The sequence below is a fragment of the Ornithinimicrobium flavum genome, from assembly GCF_004526345.1.
Lineage (GTDB): Bacteria > Actinomycetota > Actinomycetes > Actinomycetales > Dermatophilaceae > Ornithinicoccus > Ornithinicoccus flavus.
In genome coordinates, this window is the sequence record NZ_CP038213.1 from 1,829,750 (window position 1) to 1,848,583 (window position 18,834).

Annotated in this window: 18 protein-coding genes and 1 pseudogene; 12 read left to right on the plus strand and 7 right to left on the minus strand. The window is 72.0% G+C overall.

The genetic code is table 11. From position 1 onward, the window contains the following. Positions 1-99: 99 nt before the first annotated feature. The 6 genes from E3Z34_RS08550 to E3Z34_RS08575 all read right to left on the minus strand — a co-directional run bounded on the left by E3Z34_RS08550 (position 100) and on the right by E3Z34_RS08575 (position 4,673). Positions 100-963 carry a metallophosphoesterase family protein gene (locus E3Z34_RS08550; RefSeq protein WP_238695427.1) on the minus strand — a complete coding sequence of 288 codons (864 nt, stop codon included), beginning with the start codon at positions 961-963 and terminating at the stop codon, positions 100-102. A 122-nt stretch (positions 964-1,085) separates the two neighbouring features. After that, positions 1,086-1,364 (minus strand): hypothetical protein, encoded by a 279-nt coding sequence (locus tag E3Z34_RS08555; protein WP_134773254.1) that lies wholly within the window; start codon positions 1,362-1,364, stop codon positions 1,086-1,088. After that, positions 1,331-1,720, minus strand: a complete 390-nt coding sequence (locus E3Z34_RS08560) for a hypothetical protein (RefSeq protein WP_134773255.1) — start codon at positions 1,718-1,720, stop codon at positions 1,331-1,333. The genes E3Z34_RS08555 and E3Z34_RS08560 overlap by 34 nt, the downstream gene beginning before the upstream one ends. 156 nt (positions 1,721-1,876) lie before the next feature. After that, positions 1,877-2,626: a C40 family peptidase gene (locus E3Z34_RS08565; RefSeq protein ID WP_058889670.1), complete on the minus strand. Its 750-nt coding sequence runs from the start codon at positions 2,624-2,626 to the stop codon at positions 1,877-1,879. A gap of 170 nt (positions 2,627-2,796) precedes the next feature. Continuing rightward, positions 2,797-3,954 carry a sensor histidine kinase gene (locus tag E3Z34_RS08570; protein ID WP_134773256.1) on the minus strand — a complete coding sequence of 386 codons (1,158 nt, stop codon included), beginning with the start codon at positions 3,952-3,954 and terminating at the stop codon, positions 2,797-2,799. Continuing rightward, positions 3,951-4,673, minus strand: a complete 723-nt coding sequence (locus tag E3Z34_RS08575; RefSeq protein WP_134773257.1) for a response regulator transcription factor — start codon at positions 4,671-4,673, stop codon at positions 3,951-3,953. Before E3Z34_RS08575 ends, E3Z34_RS08570 begins: the two co-directional genes overlap by 4 nt. A 151-nt stretch (positions 4,674-4,824) precedes the next feature. On the opposite strand from E3Z34_RS08575, the gene E3Z34_RS08580 reads away from it, so the two are divergent. From E3Z34_RS08580 to E3Z34_RS08625, 10 genes and pseudogenes are all read left to right on the plus strand, one after another. After that, positions 4,825-5,052 (plus strand): SHOCT domain-containing protein, encoded by a 228-nt coding sequence (locus E3Z34_RS08580; RefSeq protein ID WP_134773258.1) that lies wholly within the window; start codon positions 4,825-4,827, stop codon positions 5,050-5,052. 28 nt (positions 5,053-5,080) lie between these two features. Next, a complete protein-coding gene (locus tag E3Z34_RS08585; RefSeq protein WP_134773259.1) occupies positions 5,081-6,577 on the plus strand; it encodes a multicopper oxidase family protein in 1,497 nt (498 codons plus the stop codon). Further along, positions 6,574-7,431, plus strand: a complete 858-nt coding sequence (locus E3Z34_RS08590) for a F510_1955 family glycosylhydrolase (RefSeq protein ID WP_058889675.1) — start codon at positions 6,574-6,576, stop codon at positions 7,429-7,431. Before E3Z34_RS08585 ends, E3Z34_RS08590 begins: the two co-directional genes overlap by 4 nt. A gap of 28 nt (positions 7,432-7,459) precedes the next feature. Continuing rightward, the gene (locus E3Z34_RS08595) at positions 7,460-7,741 is read left to right on the plus strand and encodes a hypothetical protein (RefSeq protein WP_134773260.1); all 282 of its coding nucleotides are present in this window, start codon (positions 7,460-7,462) and stop codon (positions 7,739-7,741) included. Positions 7,742-7,907: 166 nt separating this feature from the next. Further along, entirely contained in the window at positions 7,908-10,667 is a 2,760-nt protein-coding gene (locus E3Z34_RS08600) for a heavy metal translocating P-type ATPase (RefSeq protein WP_134773261.1), read from the plus strand. 35 nt (positions 10,668-10,702) lie between these two features. Then, positions 10,703-10,984 (plus strand): metal-sensitive transcriptional regulator, encoded by a 282-nt coding sequence (locus E3Z34_RS08605; protein WP_058889678.1) that lies wholly within the window; start codon positions 10,703-10,705, stop codon positions 10,982-10,984. Positions 10,985-11,099: 115 nt separating this feature from the next. Then, positions 11,100-13,022, plus strand: coding sequence for a Na+/H+ antiporter NhaA (gene nhaA / locus E3Z34_RS08610; RefSeq protein WP_134773262.1), 1,923 nt, complete (start codon positions 11,100-11,102; stop codon positions 13,020-13,022). A gap of 166 nt (positions 13,023-13,188) precedes the next feature. Then, positions 13,189-13,970, plus strand: a pseudogene (locus E3Z34_RS08615) (cation diffusion facilitator family transporter). A 159-nt stretch (positions 13,971-14,129) separates the two neighbouring features. Then, complete coding sequence (locus E3Z34_RS08620) at positions 14,130-15,527, plus strand: phenylacetate--CoA ligase family protein (RefSeq protein WP_134773263.1); 1,398 nt, start codon at positions 14,130-14,132, stop codon at positions 15,525-15,527. Positions 15,528-15,638: 111 nt separating this feature from the next. Beyond that, positions 15,639-16,889 (plus strand): YVTN family beta-propeller repeat protein, encoded by a 1,251-nt coding sequence (locus E3Z34_RS08625; RefSeq protein ID WP_238695428.1) that lies wholly within the window; start codon positions 15,639-15,641, stop codon positions 16,887-16,889. A gap of 116 nt (positions 16,890-17,005) precedes the next feature. Here E3Z34_RS08625 and E3Z34_RS08630 read toward each other — a convergent pair whose 3' ends face one another. Further along, positions 17,006-17,407 (minus strand): hypothetical protein, encoded by a 402-nt coding sequence (locus E3Z34_RS08630; RefSeq protein WP_238695429.1) that lies wholly within the window; start codon positions 17,405-17,407, stop codon positions 17,006-17,008. Between the two features lie 162 nt (positions 17,408-17,569). Here E3Z34_RS08630 and E3Z34_RS08635 point away from each other — a divergent pair, with 162 nt between their 5' ends. Next, positions 17,570-17,836 carry a glutaredoxin gene (locus E3Z34_RS08635; RefSeq protein WP_134773265.1) on the plus strand — a complete coding sequence of 89 codons (267 nt, stop codon included), beginning with the start codon at positions 17,570-17,572 and terminating at the stop codon, positions 17,834-17,836. A 1-nt stretch (position 17,837) separates the two neighbouring features. Continuing rightward, positions 17,838-18,830, plus strand: coding sequence for a cytochrome c biogenesis CcdA family protein (locus E3Z34_RS08640; protein WP_134773266.1), 993 nt, complete (start codon positions 17,838-17,840; stop codon positions 18,828-18,830). The last annotated feature ends 4 nt before the right edge of the window (positions 18,831-18,834 follow it).

Below are 18,834 nucleotides of genomic sequence, written 5' to 3' on the forward strand. Positions count from 1 at the left end.
CCATCGCGAATGAGCGTGACGCCGGGCGCACACGGCTCTCGTCCTGCTCTCGGCGAGAAGTTCACGCATGTGTCCGTTCGCCGGCGCGTGGCGCCGCGCTCAGGGTCCTGACGTCGCGAGTGGACCGGCGGTGCGGTCCGGGTCGCCGCCGGACGCGAGGAGCGGGCGGGTCGTCACGCCGAGCGCGGGACCGCAGGTGCGCCCTTCCGGCGGATCGGGCTGTATCCGCCGGCCGTCGATCACGGTGATCTGATCGTATTGCGGTCGACCGGAGGCGAGGTTGCGGTAGCTGTACCGGGTGATGCTCATGATCGAGCAGTCCTCGGCGAATCTCAGGACGTCGAAGCTGTAGGGGTGACCCTGCAGCTCACCGGCCGTCTCGGGTTCTTCGTCGTCCGCCGTCCGTGCCTGCTCGGTGAGCGGGGGCAGCCGGAACTGGTTCACGAGACCACCTCCGGTGAACGAGCTGACCTGGATGTGGCCGCGCTCCAGGAGGGGGCTATGCATGTGGCCGCTGAGCCTCGCCGCCCCGGCCTCGACGCGGCGCGCGGAGTAGGGCTGGTGGGCGATGACCAGGTCCGTCGGCTGCAGGCCCTCGGTCACCCCGCGAAAGCGCGCCGCGAGCTGTTCCTGCGCCGCACCGAAGTCCGCGCTTCGCTCGTTGTAGTAACGAGCGTCGTTGAAGCCGCTGACGGAGACGCCGTTGACCTCGACACGCACGAACTGTCCGGCTGTCGGCTCGACCGGCAGCACGTTCGGTACACGCGACACACGCCGCAGCACCGACTCATCCCCCGGGGAGGCGGCATCGTGGTTGCCGCGCACGTAGATGTAAGGCACACCAAGGCTCTCGATCCCTTCGTAGATGCCGGTGAGTACACCCTCCCGCGGCTGCCCGAAATTGAGGAGGTCCCCCAGGTCGATGACCGCGTCGACGCGCTCCCTGGCCACCACCTGACGCATGAGCGGGTACTGGTTCATCCCGTGCACGTCGCTGACGAGCAGGAACGTGGCCGCGACCGTACCTTGGCCGCTGGTCGGCGTGAACTCCTGCCGCAGGGCGTCCGAGAGGGCCAGCAGGTTGCTCACGTAGATCGCGCGCCCTGGTCGGCCCGCCCCGCCAGGTCGGCCAGCACACCGGCGTTGGTCTGTACCAGCGACAGCAGCGACGTTGTCCGGAACGCCGTGACGTTGTCTGAGCGGTACGCCAGGTATGCCGCCGCGCCCGGCCCGACGAGGGCCACCATGGTGGCGGTCGCCGCGGCGGCGGCGACCGTGGCCATGTGGTGGGGCCGCGCTACGGCGTAGGTGAGCAGGACGAGCAGGGAGCTCAGGAGCGCCCCCAGCGCGTAGGTCCACGCCACCTGGCGTACACCACCGTCGATCGCTTCGCGCAGTTCCTCTCGCCCGGGCTGCAGGCGGGGGTGTCGACTCGCCGCCCGGGCAGCAGCTCGGTGACCTCCTGGCGCACCGAGGGACGCGCCCTGAGGCCGGGTGCTGGCAGCGGGCCGTCAAAGGTCAGGACGACGTCGCCGACGACCATCGGCAGCCTCGCGGTGGAGTCCAGCGCGGGCGTCAGCGAGAGGTCAGCCGCGAAGTAGTCCGTCTGCGTGTGAACCGGCCATAGTTGCGTCGCCGTCACGCCGCCCAGGAACGCGACAGCCGCGAGCAATGACAAGGCCAGTGCGCGCCCCACGCTGGCGAGCACGCTGGTCGGCATGCGCGGCCGTCGCTCAGGGGTCGTCATGGACGAGACACCCACCACCGGCGGTGGCGGGCCGGGAACTGGCGCCAGGGCGCGAACTGCCTGACGTCGGCTCGCGGAAGTCGTCCGGGGGCACGTGCAGCGAGCAGGTGCCCCCGGACCCCGTGAGGGTCAGCCGATGCGGCCATACCAGACGTTGTCGGACAGCAGAGGGCCGTAGCGGACGTCGGTGCTGGGGTTGAGGGCTTCGTAGGTCATGCCGTTGCCGGCGTAGATACCGACGTGGTACCAGTCGTTGTAGAAGATGAGGTCGCCGGGCTGAGGGTCGGACACGGGGGTGACGGCGGCCTTCTGCCCGGCGACCGTGCGGGGGATGTCGATGCCGGCCTGCTTGAACACCCACCAGGTGTAGGCGGAGCAGTCGAATGCCTGGGGCGGGGTGCCGTAGAGCACATAGGGGTAGCCGACGTAGCTCGCCGCGATATCGAACAGCGAGCCACCCGCGGGGGTCGGCGCGGCCTGCTGGGTCGGTGCCGGCGCGGCGGGAGTTTCCAGCTGGGCACCGGCGGCCGGCTCCGGCTGCGGAGCGGGCGCGGCCTGCTGCGGCTGGGGGTCCTCCATGGGCTGCTCGGTAGGTGGCGCCGGCGCCACCGGAGCGGCCGGCGCAACGGGCGGGTGCTCGTGCTCGTCCACGATGGTAGTGCCGGTGAAGGAGGAGTGCCCGAGCATCGTCTCGACCGGTTCTGCGTGGTCGGGGGCGCTGCGAGCGATACTGCGGTCGGCGGCCGGCTGGGCCCGCAACTCTGCCAGGGACTGTCCGCCCAGCCGTTGCAGTGCCGGGTCGCGATCGCCGACCATCAGGGCGGCGGCGCCGGTACGGGGGAGCGTGCTGGGCGCACGGTGCTTGCCGGTGGACTTCATGGAACCTCCGGGTCGTGCAGGACGACCTGGTCAGGGACAGGGATCAGGGACAGGGGTGTCCCGCTGCGCGCCGTGGGACACGGGTGCGGCGCGAGCAGCGGGTTCTACGCTGAGCGCTCGACCTTGAGGTCCGGGACTGCTTGTGTTGAGATCTGATGGAGATGCGGGGCTCAGGCGGTGGGGGAGAGGTCCTCGCCCCGGTGGGTCCGCGCGGCGGCCGGAAGGGTCACGCTGAAGGCGGCACCCTGCCCCGGCCCGTCGCTGGTCGCGGTGATGGATCCGCAGTGGGCGTCGACGAGGGCCTTGCTGATGGTCAGCCCGATGCCGGAGCCCGAGCGGTCACGGTCGCGTGCGCTGTCGCCCCGGTAGAACCGTTCGAAGACGTGGGGCAGCTGGGCGGCGGGGATCCCTTCACCGTCGTCACGGACGGTGAGCACCACCTCGGGACCGTCGCGGCGGGCAGCCAGGGACACGGTGCCGCCGGCGGGCGTGTGCCGCAGCGCGTTGCTGAGCAGGTTGGTGAGCACCTGGCCGACCCGGGTGGGGTCGACCTCGACGACTGCCTCGAGTGCGCGGGAGGTCTCCAGCTGCAGGTTCACGCCCTTGGCCGCGTAGGGCTCGCGCAGGGCGTCGGCCGCGGCGGAGAACAGCTCGGCCACCCGGACCGGGCGGCGGTCGAGGAGGAGGCGTCCTTCCTCGGCCTTGGACACCTCGTCGATGTCGTCGGCCAGCCGCGCCAGGCGGGCGGTCTGCTCGGCCAGCACGGCCCTGGCCTCCGGTCCCAGGTCGATGACCCCGTCGGCAAGGCCCTCGTGATAGGCCGCCAGGGTCGCGATCGGGGTGCGCAGCTCGTGCGCGAGGTCGGACAGCAGGCGCCGGCGGGTGTCCTCGACACCTTGCAGGCGGTCGGCCATCACGTTGAAGGCGGCGGCGAGCGTGTCCAGCTCGGTGCCGGAGCCGGCGATGGCCACCCTCACGGCGTAGTGGCCCCGGGCCAGTTCGCGGGCGGCGTGCGTCAGCTCGGCCAGCGGTCGGCGCAGGAGCCGGGCCAGGACCCAGGTGACGGCACCGGCCGCCACGACGGAGATGAGCAGTCCCCAGCCCAGGGAGATCAGCGAGGCGTCCCGGTACGCCAGCTCGATGTGAACGAGCTCGGGGGAGTCGGCGGGGCGACCGGTCTGCAGCAGGTGGCCGTGGAAGATGCGCGGGCCGACCACCGCGGCGACCAGGCCGACCGTCAGGGCACCGGCGAGCAGCACGATCGTCTGGCCGATGAGCAGCCGGGTCGCCAGCCCTTGGTGCATCGCCGGTCGGCGGGGCCCGCTCATCCCTGACCCATGCGGTAGCCGACCCCACGCACGGTGGTGATATACCGGGCCGTCTCCGGGTCGTCGCCGAGCTTGCGGCGCAGATGGGCGATGTGGCTGTCGACCAGGTGCTCGTCCCCGACCCAGCCGCCGCCCCACACCTCCTCGATCAGCTGGCGCCGGGAGAAGGCGCTGCGGGGCCGGGAGGCCAGGGTGATGAGCAGGTCCCGTTGGATCGGGGTCAGGTCGACCCGTTCACCGGCCAGGTGAACCTCGAGGCCGGCCGAGTCGATGTGCAGGTCGCCGAAGACCCAGACCGGCTCGTGGGCGTAGGCGCGGGCCGCGGAACCGGTGCGGGGGCGGCGCAGCACGGCCTGCACGCGCGCGACGAGCTCGCGCACGCTGAACGGCTTGGTCACGTAGTCGTCGGCGCCCACGGACAGGCCGATGAGCCGGTCGACCTCGTCGGTGCGGGCCGTGACGACCAGGATGTAGCAGTCGGAGAAGGTCCGGATCTGCCGGCACACCTCGATGCCGTCCAGCCCCGGCAGGCCGAGGTCGAGCACGACGACGTCGGGGCTGTGCTCGCGCACGACGGCCAGCGCGTCCGGTCCGGTGTGGACCACGGTCGTCTCGTACCCGGCCTTGGACAGATAGGCCGCGACCATGCCGGCCAGGGCGCGCTCGTCCTCGACGACCAGGACCCGGGCGGCCGGGTCGGGGTTGCTTGCAGGTGCCATGCAAGCATCCTCCCGCACCGGCCACCGGCCGCCGACGCCGCGGGGGCCCTGAGGGGCGAGAACTTCACCAAACCTCCATCAACCGTGCGCCGCGCGCCAACCACCGAGGTCAAGACTGCTGGGTAGTGGCAACCGGAGGCAGGAGGTCGACATGCTGACGCACAGCATGGGCTGGGGCATGTGGCTGTTGATGGGTGTGAGCACGGTCGCGTTCTGGGCCCTCGTGCTCCTTGTCGTACGGGCGCTGCTGAACGTACCGTCGGCCGCCTCCCCGGACCCTGCCGGACCCGTCCTGCTGCTGCAGGAGCGCCTGGCCAGGGGAGAGCTCACCCCGGAGCAGTACGAGCAGCACCGTCGCCTCGTGGTCGACGGTCGCTGAGACGTCCCGACCCTTCCTGGAAGGAACCATGACCCGTCCCTCACGACGCCAGCTGCTCATTGCCGGCCTTGGCCTGGGCGCCTCGGCGACCCTGGCCGCCTGCTCCGGGGGCGCCTCGGCGACCTCGCGCCCGGCCGCCGGTTTCGCGCTCCCCGAGCCCGTGGCCCCCACGCCCGGGCAGCCCGTGGTGAGCACCCGCCTGACAGCTGCTCCGGTCACCCTGGACCTGGGCGGCAGGACGGTGCAGACGTGGGCCTACGGCGACTCCGTCCCCGGCACGACGTTGCGGGCGACCGCCGGGGACCTGCTGCGGGTCACCCTGGACAACCAGCTGCCCGCCGACACCACCGTCCACTGGCACGGTGTCCGGCTGCGGCCGCAGGCCGACGGCGTGCCCGGCCTGACGCAGGACCCGGTCGGGACGGGGAAGAGCTTCCTGTACGAGTTCACCGCGCCCGACCCGGGCACCTACTTCTTCCACCCCCACGTCGGCACCCAGCTCGACCGCGGCCTGTACGCGCCCCTGATCATCGACGACCCGGCCGAGCCCGGCGACTACGACCTGGAATGGGTCGTGGTCCTGGACGACTGGATCGACGGCACCGGCACCACCCCCGACGAGGTGCTGGAGCAGCTGGTCGCCGACGGCGCTTCCGGCACCGCCGGCATGGACCACGGGGCGATGACCGGCATGGACCACGGCTCGATGTCAGCAGGACAGGACGGGGCCCCCTGGGGCACCGACACCGGTGACGTGAGCTACCCCCACTACCTCATCAACGGCAGACTGCCCACCGACCCGACGGTCCTGCAGGGCAGGGCCGGGCAGCGGGTGCGGCTGCGCGTCATCAGCGCCGCCTCGGACACCATCTTCGCCGTGGCCCTGGGCGGGCACCGCATGACCCTGACCCACACCGACGGCTGGCCGGTCAGGCCGCAGCAGACCGACGCCTTCTACATCGGCATGGGGGAGCGCTACGACGCGGTCGTCACCCTGGAGCCGGGTGTCTTCCCGCTCGTGGCTCGCCCGGTCGGCCGGAGCACCGGCGGGCAGGGGCTGGCGGTGGTGCGCACCGCCACCGGCGCCGTGCCCGCGGCCGACGTGAGCCCGGGCGAGCTGGACGGGAACGTCCTGACCGCCTCGCAGCTGGAGCCGGACGACGCCGCCCGGCTCCCCGCCAAGGGCCCCGACCTCACCGCGGCGCTGACGCTCGGAGGGTCGATGGCGCCCTACCTCTGGACGATCAACGGCGCCCCGTACGGGCAGAACGAGCCGCTGCGGGTGGCGCCCGGGCAGCGCCTGCGGCTGAACGCGTCGAACATGACGATGATGCCGCACCCGCTGCACCTGCACGGGCACACCTTCGCCCTGCCCAACGGGCTGCGCAAGGACACCCTGCTCATGGCTCCCATGGAGTCCGTGGCGCTCGACCTCGACGCCGACAACCCCGGCGACTGGTTGATCCACTGCCACAACACCTACCACGCCGAGGCCGGGATGATGATCGACCTGAGGTACACATGAGCACCCGCGCGCGGCGCCCGCACCGGGGTCTGGCGGCGGTGGCGGCCGCGGCCCTCGGCCTCGCTCTCGCGGGGTGCGCCCCGACCGCCGACCAAGACTCTTCGGAGACAGGCGCGGGCATCGCGATCACCCACATCCACGCCGCCGTCCGCGACCCGGGCAGCGGCGACCTGTTGCTCGCGACGCACCAGGGCCTCTTCCGTCAGGACGGCGCCGACCTGGTGGCCGTCGGCCCGGTCATGGACCTGATGAGTTTCACCGTCGACGCCGACGGCACCTACTACGCCTCTGGCCACCCCGGCCTGCAGGCGGACCTGCCCGAGCCGCTCGGGCTGATCACCTCCGCAGACCAGGGCACGACCTGGACCGTGGCCTCCCGCGGAGGCGAGTCGGACTTCCATGCCCTGACCGCCTCCGGCAGCACGGTGGCAGGCTACGACGGGACGTTGCGCACCTCCTCCGACCGGCGCACCTGGCGGCAACGCCCGATCGCCGCGCCGCCACGCGCGCTGGCCGCCTCCCCGGACGGGACGCTGCTGGCCACCACGTCGGCAGGGCTGCTGCGCAGCACCGACGACGGTGCCACCTGGAGCACCCTGACACCGCCGGAACCGGCGGTCCTGGTGGCCTGGGCCGACACGAGCACCGTGGTGGCCCTGACCACCGGCGGCAGGATCGCCACGAGCACCGACGCGGGAAAGAGCTGGACCCTGGGAGCGACCGTGCTCGGCGAGGCCGGGGCGCTGTCCGCCGGGCGCACCAGCGAGGGGTCCCTGGAGGTGATCGCCGTGGTCGGCGACACCGTGATCCGCACCCTGGACGAGGGCGCCACCACCGAGGTCCTCGTGGGGTAACCACGCAACATGACGAAGGAGCAGCACCATGAGACACCACGACCACCCCGGCACCGCATACCCGGCCTCACCCGGCCCCCAGGGCCCGCCGCCACCACTGCCGCTGCCCCCGACGGACCGTCCCCGCCAGCGGCACCAGCACGGCTGGCTGATGTGGCTCATGTGCCTGCCGATGCTCGCCCTGGTCGGGGTCCTGCTCCTCACCGGCGCGGTGGGCGCCGGAGGCGTACTCTACGCCCTGGCCTGCGTGGGGATGATGGCGGCCATGATGCTGTGGATGAACCACGGAGGCGGGCCGAGGGACCGTTGAGCGGCTGCACGGCAGGCGCCACATTGCCTGTCCGATCGTGCACCGCCATCGAATCTCCACCGTCCGACCACCGGACGGACAGACGGACCGCTGTATCGTCGAGATACCCCCCGAGGGTATGGATGCCGGCGGGGGACTGTAGGAGCCCGAGAGAGGAAGCACGATCATGGATGTCCTGCTGACAGTGGCCACGGCGGCGGTGCTGACGGTCTTGACCGGCTGGTACTTCTTCGGCCCCAAGAAGTCCCGGCGCGCCGAGCTGGAGGGGGGACGCCAGGTCGTCACGGTGACCGTGAAGGGCGGCTACAGTCCCGACCTGGTCGAGGTCGTCCAGGGCGTGCCCGTCCGCCTGGTCTTCGACCGGCAGGAGAGCGGCGACTGCTCCTCTCGGGTGGTCCTTCCCGACTTCCGGGTCAACGAGATGCTCCCGGCGTACGCCAGCACCACCGTGGACTTCACCCCCCAGCAGACCGGAGACTTCGGGTTCGCCTGCGGGATGAACATGCTCCACGGCACGGTGAGGGTGGTGGCCGGTGACGCAGCCGAGCCGGGGGGTGAGGCGGCCGCGCCCCCTCGCATTGAGGGGGTACCAGAGCCGGCCGCCACCGCGGCTGGGCCGGCGACCGGGTCAGGCGCCGGGCAGGGCGACGACGCGGAAGCGGCCGAGCGGGCCGCGGAGATCGCCGACCTGCGCCGGCGGGTGATCATCGGCACGGTCCTGAGCCTGCCCCTGGTCTTCGCGGTGATGGCGCACGAGGTCTTCGGCGCCACCTGGGTGCCGGACCTGCTGATGAACCGCTGGTTCCAGCTGGCCCTGGTCACGCCCATCTTCTTCTACACGGGTTGGCCGATCCATCGCACCGGCTGGCTGGCCCTGTCCCACCGCACCGCCGAGATGAACTCGCTGATCACGCTGGGCACCATCGCCGCGTACGGGTACAGCCTCGTGGTCACCTTCGTCCCGTGGGTGCTGCCCGACATCGCCCAGGAGGTCTACTACGAGGCCGTCGCCGTCATCATCACGCTCATCCTGCTGGGCCGGCTGATCGAGACCAAGGCCAAGGCCGGCACCGGCGAGGCGATCCGGGCGCTGATGGGCCTGCAGCCGCGGACCGCGCGGGTGGTCCGCGCAGGACAGGAGGTGGAGGTCGGAATCGAGGAGGTCGTCGGCGGCGACGTCGTGGTGGTCCGCCCCGGGGAGAAGCTGCCGGTGGACGGGCAGGTGCTTCAGGGCTCCTCCGCGGTGGATGAGTCGATGGTCACCGGTGAGCCGATCCCGGTCACCAAGACGGTCGGCGACACGGTCATCGGCGCCACGATCAACCAGACGGGTGCGTTCCGGTACACGGCCACCAAGGTCGGCGCCGAGACGATGCTCGCCCAGATCATCCAGCTCGTGCGCCAGGCGCAGGGGTCCAAGGCGCCGATCCAGCGGGTGGTCGACAAGGTCTCCAGCTACTTCGTGCCGGCCGTGATGATGATCGCGATCTGGACCTTCGCTGTCTGGTCGCTCGTCGGCCCGCCGCCGGCCCTGATCTTCGCCCTGGTCGCGACGGTGTCGGTGCTGATCATCGCCTGCCCGTGCGCGCTGGGCCTGGCCACGCCCATGTCGATCACCGTCGGCACCGGCAAGGGCGCCACGAACGGCATCCTGATCCGCTCGGCCGAGGCGCTGGAGAGCGCGCACAAGCTCGACACCGTGGTGCTCGACAAGACGGGCACCATCACCAAGGGCGCCCCCTCGTTGACCGACGTGCTGCCGGCTCAGGGATTCTCACCCCAGGACCTCCTCACCCTGGTCGCCGCCGTCGAGGCATCCTCCGAGCACCCGCTGGCCACCGCCATCGTGACCGGGGCCAAGGAGCGCGGGCTGAGCCTGCCCGAGGCGACCGCCTTCGACTCCATCACCGGCCAGGGCGTGCGCGCGCTGGTAGGCGGCCGGGAGGTGCTGGTCGGCAACGACCGGCTCCTGTCCGCCGCGAGCATCGACGCGGCCGCGCTGCAGACCGACCTGCGACGGCTGGCCCAGGAGGGCAAGACCCCGATGCTGGTCGCGGTCGACGGTCAGGCCGCGGGCGTCATCGGCGTGGCCGACACCGTCAAGGACGGCTCCGTCGAGGCCATCGCGGCCCTGCAGGAGCGCGGCCTCGAGGTCGTCATGATGACCGGTGACAACCGCGACACCGCGGCCGCCATCGCCCGTGCCGTCGGCATCACGCGGGTGCTGGCCGAGGTCATGCCCGAGCACAAGGCCGCCGAGGTCAAGCGTCTGCAGGCGGAGGGCAACGTCGTGGGGATGGTCGGCGACGGCATCAACGACGCCCCGGCGCTGGCCCAGGCGGACGTCGGCTCGGCCATCGGCACCGGGACCGACGTGGCCATCGAGTCCAGCGACATCACCCTCATCTCGGGCAGCCTCGCCGGGCTGGTCACCGCCATCGACCTGTCGAAGGCCACCATGCGGAACATCCGGCAGAACCTGGTCTTCGCCTTCGGCTACAACGCCGTCGGCATCCCGATCGCCGCCGGCGTGCTCTACCCCACCCTCGGGCTGCTGCTCAGCCCGATCATCGCCGCCGCGGCCATGGCCCTCTCCTCGCTGTCCGTGGTCGCCAACGCCAACCGGCTGCGGAGCTTCACGCCCAGAGAGCTCCCCGCCGTCACGCACGTCCCGGCCACCGACCCGGTGGTCGAGCTCGGACACGACCCCACCCAGGAGGACACCATGACCCATCACGAGCAGCACCACGGGCACCAGCGCGAGACCACCGTCACCGACCCGGTGTGCGGCATGAGCATCGACCCGGCCACGGCCGCGGCCACCCGCGAGCACGGCGGCACCACGTTCCACTTCTGCTCCGGGCACTGCGCCACGACCTTCGACGCCGACCCTCACCGGTACGGGCACCCCAGCCCGACACCCTGACCCAAGCCTGGGCCAGGACCGACAGGAGCGGCACAATGACCACCGGCGCCCGCAGCAGCCCCGTCGCGCTCCAGGTGCGCCTGCACCGGATCGAGGGACAGGTCCGCGGCATCAGCGGCATGGTTGCTGACGAAAAGGACTGCATCGACATCCTCACCCAGGTCGCCGCGACGACCCGGGCCCTGCAGGCCGTCGCCCTGCTCCTGCTCGACGAGCACCTGCACCAGTGCCTGCGGCAGTCCGACCCCACCGGGCGGCCCCAGGAGGACCGGGTGGAGCAGGCCTCACGGGCGATCGCCAGGCTCGTGCGCAGCTGAGCAGGCCCGCACCGCCCGGGCTGCGCCTCCGTCCACCGGTGGAGCAGCCCGGGACGTGCCGCACCGGCGGCGCAGGCCCGCGGCCGAAGCGCGATCAGCAGAGGAGAACCCCAGCATGCACGACGCCCACCTGGACACCGCGGACCACCGCCGGGAACGCAGCGCCGGTGCCCTCCGGCGGTTCGTCGTGACAGAGAACTCCGGCGCGGTCGTCCTGCTGCTCGCCACGGTCGCCGCCCTGGTCTGGGCGAACTCACCGTGGCGGGCCGGGTACGAGGCGCTGTGGGCAGCCGAGGCGGGCCTGCACGTCGGACCGGTGAACCTGGTCCACACCCTGCGGGACTGGGTCAACGAGGGCCTGATGGCCATCTTCTTCTTCGTCGCCGGGCTGGAGATCCGGCGCGAGTTCGACGTCGGTGACCTGCGTGAGCGCCGGCGACTGGCGGCGCCGGTGATCGCTGCCCTCGGCGGGATGATCGTGCCCGCGCTGATCTTCGTGGCCCTGAACGCCGGCACCGACTCGGTGCGCGGCTGGGGCATCGTCGTGGGCACCGACACGGCGTTCGCGCTCGGCGTGCTCTCACTGTCACGCGGTGTCTCCGCCCGGGCACGCACGTTCCTGCTGACCCTCGTGGTGATCGACGACGTGATCGCCCTGAGCGTCATCGCCGTCGTGTACACCGAGAGGCTGTCGCTGGCGTGGCTGGCCGGGGCGGTCGCGGCCTTCGCGGCGATCCTGCTCCTGCGCGCCGCCGACGTCCGGGCGCTGCCCTGGTACGCCGGCCTCGCCGTCCTCATGTGGGTGGCGGTGTCCGAGTCGGGGCTGCACGCCACCGTCGCAGGCGTTGCGGCCGGTCTGCTGGCGACGGCGACGTCGCCAGGACGGGAGGAGCTGCGACGGGCCGGGCTCTGGTGGCGACGCTTCCGCATGACGCCCACGCCGCAGATGGCGCACCGCGCCAGCCGCTCCATGGCCCAGGCCGTCTCTCCGAACGACCGGCTGCAACGGATGTTCCATCCCTGGTCCAGCTACGTCATCGTCCCCCTGTTCGCCCTGGCCAACGCCGGCCTGAGCGTGGACACCGCCACGCTCTCGCGCGCGGCGACCTCACCGATCACCCTGGGGATCCTCCTGGGTCTGGTGGTCGGCAAGGCGGCGGGCGTGCTCGGGTCCACCTGGTTGGCAGCCCGCCCGGCCTTCGGCGGCCTGCCGCTGACCGTGCCCTGGTCCTCCCTGGCCGGTATCGGCATGGTCGCCGGCATCGGCTTCACCGTCTCCCTGCTCATCGCCGACATCAGCTTCGACGGGTCCGAGCTGGAGGAGGCCAAGATCGGCATCCTGACCGGGTCCACCCTCGCCGCACTCCTGGGCTGGCTGATCTTCCGGCTCCTGCCCCGGATGCCGGCGCGGGTCCGCACCGCCGGGGCCGGACGGGTGGCAGCTCCCCTTCTCGACCTGGCGGTGCCGCCCGACCCGGCCACCGACCACCGCACCGGCCCCCAGGACGCCGGTGCCGTCATCCTCTGGTACGGCGACTACCAGTGCGCCCACAGCGCGCACGCCCAGGCCGTGGTCGAGCAAGTCCGCCGCGAGCTCCCCGACAGCGTCGACGTCGTCTTCCGGCACCTGCCGCTGGCCGACATCCACCCGCACGCCCAGGTGGCCGCAGAGGCCGCAGAGGCCGCGGCAGTGCAGGGCCGGTTCTGGGCCATGCACGCCGAGCTGTACCGGCAGCACACCGACCTGACCCGCAGCCGCATCCACCAGATCGCCGCCAGCCTGGACCTTGACCTGGAGGCCTTCACCACCGCGCTGGACGCCGGCCTGCACGCATCGCGCGTCGCCCGGGACGTGGCCTCCGCCGACGCCTCCGACGCCGTGGGAACGCCCACGGTCTTCGTCAACGGCAGGCGCTACCGCGGACCCATGGAGCCCGGACCGCTAGCGCAGACGGTCACCGAAGCACTGCTGCTGGTCGCGCCGGCGCGCGGCACGAGCCGCAGCCCGTCGGCGGGCGACCGGACGGCTGAAGCATGACCGAGCACCACCACCATCACGGAGGAGCGACATGAACCAGACCGGCCACGGCACCCACATCCCTGGCGGAGGTGACCGACAAGCACTGGTGATCTCCGGTTGACTCACCGGCATCTACTTCGTCATCGAGCTGGCCGTCGGGCTGTGGTCCGGCTCGGTGGCCGTGATCTCCGATGCGTTCCACACCTTCTCGGCCGTCGGCGGGGTGCTCATCGCCCTCGTCGCGCAGCGGCTGAGCCGACGTCCCGCGACGCGCAGGAGACCTTCGGCTGGGGCCGGGCAGAGATCCTCGGCGCCCTCTTCAACGGCGTGTTCCTGGCCCTGATGGCGGCATACGTGTTCTGGATGGGCGCGATGCGCCTGGCAGACCCGATCGAGCTGCCCACCACCGTGATGCTGTGGGTCGCCGCAGGCGGGCTCCTCACCGAGGTGATCGCCTTCCGGCTCCTCTACCAGCGGCAGAAGACTAACCTCAACATCAAGGGCGCCTTCTGGCACATCCTGCAGACCTTCGTCGGCAGCCTCATCATCATCGTCTCGGCCCTGGTCATCCGCCTCACCGGCTTCCTGGCCATCGACCCGCTTCTCGGCATGGCCTTCGGCGTGGTGCTGCTCTGGGCGTCCTGGACCATCCTGCGCTCAGCGCTGCGCATCCTGCTGCAAGGCACCCCGGACAGCCTGGACCTCGACGCGGTGATCACCGCCCTGAGCCAGGTGCCAGGCGTTCGCGACGTCCACCACGTGCACGCCTGGACCATCACCTCCGGGCGCACCGTCTTCTCGGCGCACCTGCACGTTCCTGAGGCCGAACGCGATGGTGACGCGGTGCTCGAGCAGTCCGCGCGTGTCCTGCGGGACCGGTTCGACGTGTACTTCTCCACCCTGCAGGTCGAGCGGTCCTGCGCCGCCGAGGACGCAGCCGATCTCGACATCACACCTCCGTCCTGACCAGATTTGCGGGGCGACATCAGATCGGCACCGAACCGTCACCTGGGTGATGTGGACGAGGGTTCACGCTGGGGTGATGGCGGTGGCGACCGACCGTCCGTGTGGCTTCTCGGCGGTAGGCCCCGCGCGACCATCCGCCGCGCTGGCGAGGAGGTGCAGATGGACACCAGGTTGCTGCTGAAGGTGCTGGGTCGGCGGCGCGAGCTCGCAGCGCGCGACGGGTGGAGCCCATCTCAGGTGCGCACGTACCAGGCCCGGCGACTGGCGGCGTTGCGTGATCACAGTCAGCTGAGATCTCGGTTCTACCGCGAGTTCCACCGCGGCCTGACGCGGGCGCCGCTGGCTGAGCTGCCGATCCTGACCAAGGCGGTCCTCATGGACCGGTTCGACGACCTCATCACCCGGGGCGACCTGCGGCTGGCTGATGCACGGGCGCACCTGGCCGCCGAGGCCGGCGCGCAGCGGCTCATGGGTCGGTACTACGTCGCAGCCACGGCCGGCACCACGGGCGAGCCGGGCATCTTCGTCTGGGACGTCGAGGAGTGGGCGGAGGTCCTGGCCTCCTACAGTCGCGCCTACGGCTGGGCCGGGGCGTCGGTGCGGCTGACCGGACACACCAGGATGGCGGTGGTCAGCTCGACGGTGCCCTCGCACCAGTCCGCGCTGGTCGGGGCGAGCGTCGACAGCCGGTTCGTCCCGACACTGCGGATCGACTCCGGGGATCCGCTCGAGGACGTCGTCCGGCGGCTCAACCACTTCCGGCCCGACGTTCTGGTGGGTTACGCCAGCATGCTGGGGCTGCTGGCGGGGGAGCAGCGAGCAGGGCGCCTGCACGTGCAGCCGGGGGCCGTGCTCAGCGCGTCGGAGGTGCTGACCGCCGAGGCACGCCGTGACGTGGAGCACGCCTGGAACCGTCGTCCGTTCAACGTGTACGCGGCCACCGAGACCGCAGGCATCGCCGCCGAGTGCGGCCAGCACGCCGGCCTGCACCTCTTCGAGGACCTGGTCATCACCGAGGTCGTCGACGACGAGGGCCGACCGTTCACCCCCGGGGAGTACGGGAGCAGGCTGCTGGTCACCGTCCTGGGCTCGCGCACCCTGCCCCTCATCAGGTACGAGCTCAGCGACTCGGTGCGGATGCTCCCCGCCCCACCGTGCCCGTGCGGCCGGCCCTTCCTGCGCATCGGCGGCGTCCAGGGCAGGGCCGAGGAGGCGCTGCGCCTCCCCGCGGCCCGCGGCGGTGACATCCTCGTCCAGCCCAACGTCGTCCACCGGGCGATGGAGCTGCTGCCCCTCACCGGCTGGCAGGTCGTCCTGGACGACTCCGGGATCACCGTCTACGTCGCAGGTTTGGCCGAGCTTGCCGACACGGGCCAGGTCGCCCGGCGCCTGGCTGACGCGCTCGCCCTGGCGGGCGCTGTCGCACCTCCGGTCCGGGCGGTGCGGGTGCCGGCCGTCTCTCGGACCGCCCTCGGCAAGGCACCGTTGATCCGGTCCGTGCGCGGGGGCGGCGAGCACCCTGGGCGGGGACGGGACAAGGCTGCGGACACCGACTAACGGAATTCCATCCAATCACCACCGGAACGCCCGGTCGTCACCGCCCGGAGGACTCACAGTTGTGGCGGTACGGGCCCCCACCAGGTTGGCCCACGCAACAGGAGGTGTGTCATGGCAGACGAGCGACACGGCAGGACCGGTGATCCCCGCGACGGAGAGCACGGTTGGCCGCGGCGGCGGGCGACCGGCTGGGTGGTGGCCGGTGGACTGGCCATCGCCGTCGGAGGAACGGCGGCGGCTGTCGCGCTCGGGGGGGACGGTGAGACCGCGGGCACCGTGCCGGCGATGCCGGCGGTCGCCCCGGAGTCCGCCGCCGCAACCGTCGCCCCGTCAGCCGCCGCACCGTCCAGCGCGGCGCAGCATGCGGGGATGGTCACCGGAGCGGTGTGGGTGGCCAACGAGGAGGACGCCAGCCTGAGCGTCATCGACGCGGGGACGAACACCGTCGTCACCACGGTCCGCGGGGTGGAGGGGCCGCACAACGTGCAGGTCTCACCCGACAGCGCCAGCGTGTGGGCGGTGAGCGGTCACGACTCGCTCGCCGTCGCGCTCGACGCGCGGTCGCTGGACCTGACCCGCACGGTGACCACCGGCGGGGCGCCCGCCCACGTCGTGATCAGCCCGGACGGACGCACGGCATACACCAGCGACGGCGCCGACGGCACCGTGACCGTGATCGACACGACGTCCGGCGAGGTGGAAGCAACGATCCCGGTGGGTGCCGGGCCGCACGGGCTGCGCCCCAGCCCCGACGGCCGCTGGCTGGTCGTGGCCAACGTGGCGGGCAGCACGCTGAGCGTCATCGACACCAGCACCCGCACCACGGTGGCAGACATCGAGGTCGGCAGGGCGCCGGCACAGGTCGCCTTCTCCCCTGACGGGCGGTTCGTGTACGCCTCGGTCAGCGCCCAGGACGAGGTGGTCAAGGTCGACATGGCCAGCCGCGAGGTCGTCGGCCGGGTCACGGTCGGGGACGGGCCGATCCAGACCTACGTCAGCCCCGACGACCGCTACCTGCTGGCCGCCAACCAGGGCACCGAGGCGGCACCGGGAACGAGCCTGTCGGTCATCGACACCCGGACGTTCACGGTGACGGGGACCGTGGAGACCGGTCAGGGTGCCCACGGGGTCGTGGTCGACCCCTCCGGCCGCCACGCCTACGTCACCAACCTCTACGCCGACGACGTCGCCGTCGTCGACCTGGACGAGCTGGAGGTCGTCGCGCGCGTCCCGGTCGGGGACATGCCCAACGGCATCAGCTTCTCCAGCACGCCCGTACCAGCCCAGGCGCCGGTGACCCTGGACGTGCCGAAGGGTGCTGCCGAGGACGGCGGGGCAACGGACGGCCACGGCGGCCACTAGGGCCCGGAGCCCGGCCGGCCCAGGCCGGCCGGCCCAGCCCGGCCGGCCCAGGCCGGCCGGGCTGGACGCGCCCGCCCAGCGTAGGGGTGGTGGGGGACCGAGCGGCCCCGGGCAGGTCAGTGATGCCCGTCGTGCTCGGCGGGAGTCGTCACCGAGGGCGAAGGAATGGTGGGTGTCGGTGCGGGCGCGTCGGACGCGCCGATGCGCGGACCGATCACGAACGCGGACAGGGCGAACAGGGCGGTGAAGACGGCGACTCCCAGGGCCGGTGCCCACCCGGTGGCGAACCGTGTGCGGAGCCGCCGCAGCAGGGGGATGCTCAGCAGGAGACCCACGACGTAGAGGACGCCGTTGCCCAGCGCACCGGTCAGCAGGGCGGTCCCGGCGATCAGGCCGACGTGGTGCAGCACGTGGGGCACCAGCCCCAGGGCCGCCCCGAAACCGGCGCGGACCGTCGCCCACCAGGTACGGGGCCCTCGACGGGGCGGGGCGGACAGTTCGAGCGCAGACGTTGCCATGACCCCACTGTGCAGGCCCCGCCCGGTCTCCCGACGGCAGTTCTGTGGAGATCCGATGGCGAGCCCCAGCGACGACAGCAAAGCGCCATGAAACGGCCACGGCAGTCGCAGGGCGCGCCTGTGAGGCTGGTCCCGTCATCCCGGTGCAGGAGAGGAACCCCCGTGACCACAGTGCCGCGACCAGTGCAGGTCGCCGTCGTCGAGAACCCCGGCTGCCACTTCTGCGACGACGCGCACGCCGTGCTCGCCGGGCTCGCCCGGGACGGCCACGCGATCCAGGTCACCTCGCTCGACGCACGCGCCGCCGACGGTCAGGCCCTGATGCGCGAGCACCGGGCCGCGATGACGCCGCTGGTGCTGGTCGACGGGTCCTTCTTCAGCCAGGGCAGGCTGCCGCGCCGCAAGCTCCTGCGCCTGCTCGAGGCCTGAGATGGGCGAGCTGCTCACCACCGGCTCCGTCCTGGCGGCCTTCCTCGCCGGCGGGGTGGCGCTCTTCGCCCCCTGCTGCATCGTGTTCCTCGCCCCCAGCTACCTCGCCGCCGCCGTGAAGAACCGGCGGTGGCGGTTGCTGCCGCTGACCTTCCTCTTCGCCGCCGGGCTCGCGCTCGTGCTGGTGCCCATCACCCTGGGCATCAGCCTGGTGGCCTCCGCAGTGGCGAACTACCACACCCCCCTGTACTACGCCGGCGGCGCGCTGATGCTGGCCCTCGCCGCGCTCAGCGTCTCCGGCCGCATGCTCACCCTGCCCGCCTCCCTGCGCGCCCCCGACACCCGAGGCGGTGACGGGCTGAGCTTCTTCAGCCTCGGCGTGTTCTCCGGCATCGCCAGCGCCTGCTGCGCACCCGTGCTGGCCGGCGTCATGACCCTGTCCGCGCTCTCCGGGTCGGCGGTCGGCGGCCTCACCCTGGGTATGGCGTACACGTTCGGCATGGTCTTCCCCCTGTTCCTCATCGCCCTGGGCTGGGACCGCTTCCGGCTCGGCGAGCGCAAGCTGCTGCAGGCACGGGCGATCCGGCTGCGGCTGGGCACCCGCGTGCTGCACACCAACTCGATCAACCTGGTGGTGGCCGCCGGGTTCGCCGCGATGGGCGTCTTCGTCCTCTACCTCGCCGGCACCGGCACGATGACCAGCGGCCCGGGCGTCCAGGTCGCGGCCGGTCGAGGCCTCGCCGGCTTCTTCACCCGGCTGGAGCAGTGGACCTCCCCGGTGCCAGAGCCGGTGCTCGGCCTCGCCGTGCTCGCCCTGGCCGCCGTCTTCGTCGTCGCCACCCTCCGCGACCGCCGCCGACCGGGAGCCGACGCCCCATCGGGCGAGGGCACGGACGGTGCGGACACGGCCGCCCAGGGCCCTGCCGGCGAGGGCTGCCACTCCGGCGCAGCACCACATACCCCAGGCGTCCGCGCAGACGACGCACGCACCTGAAGGA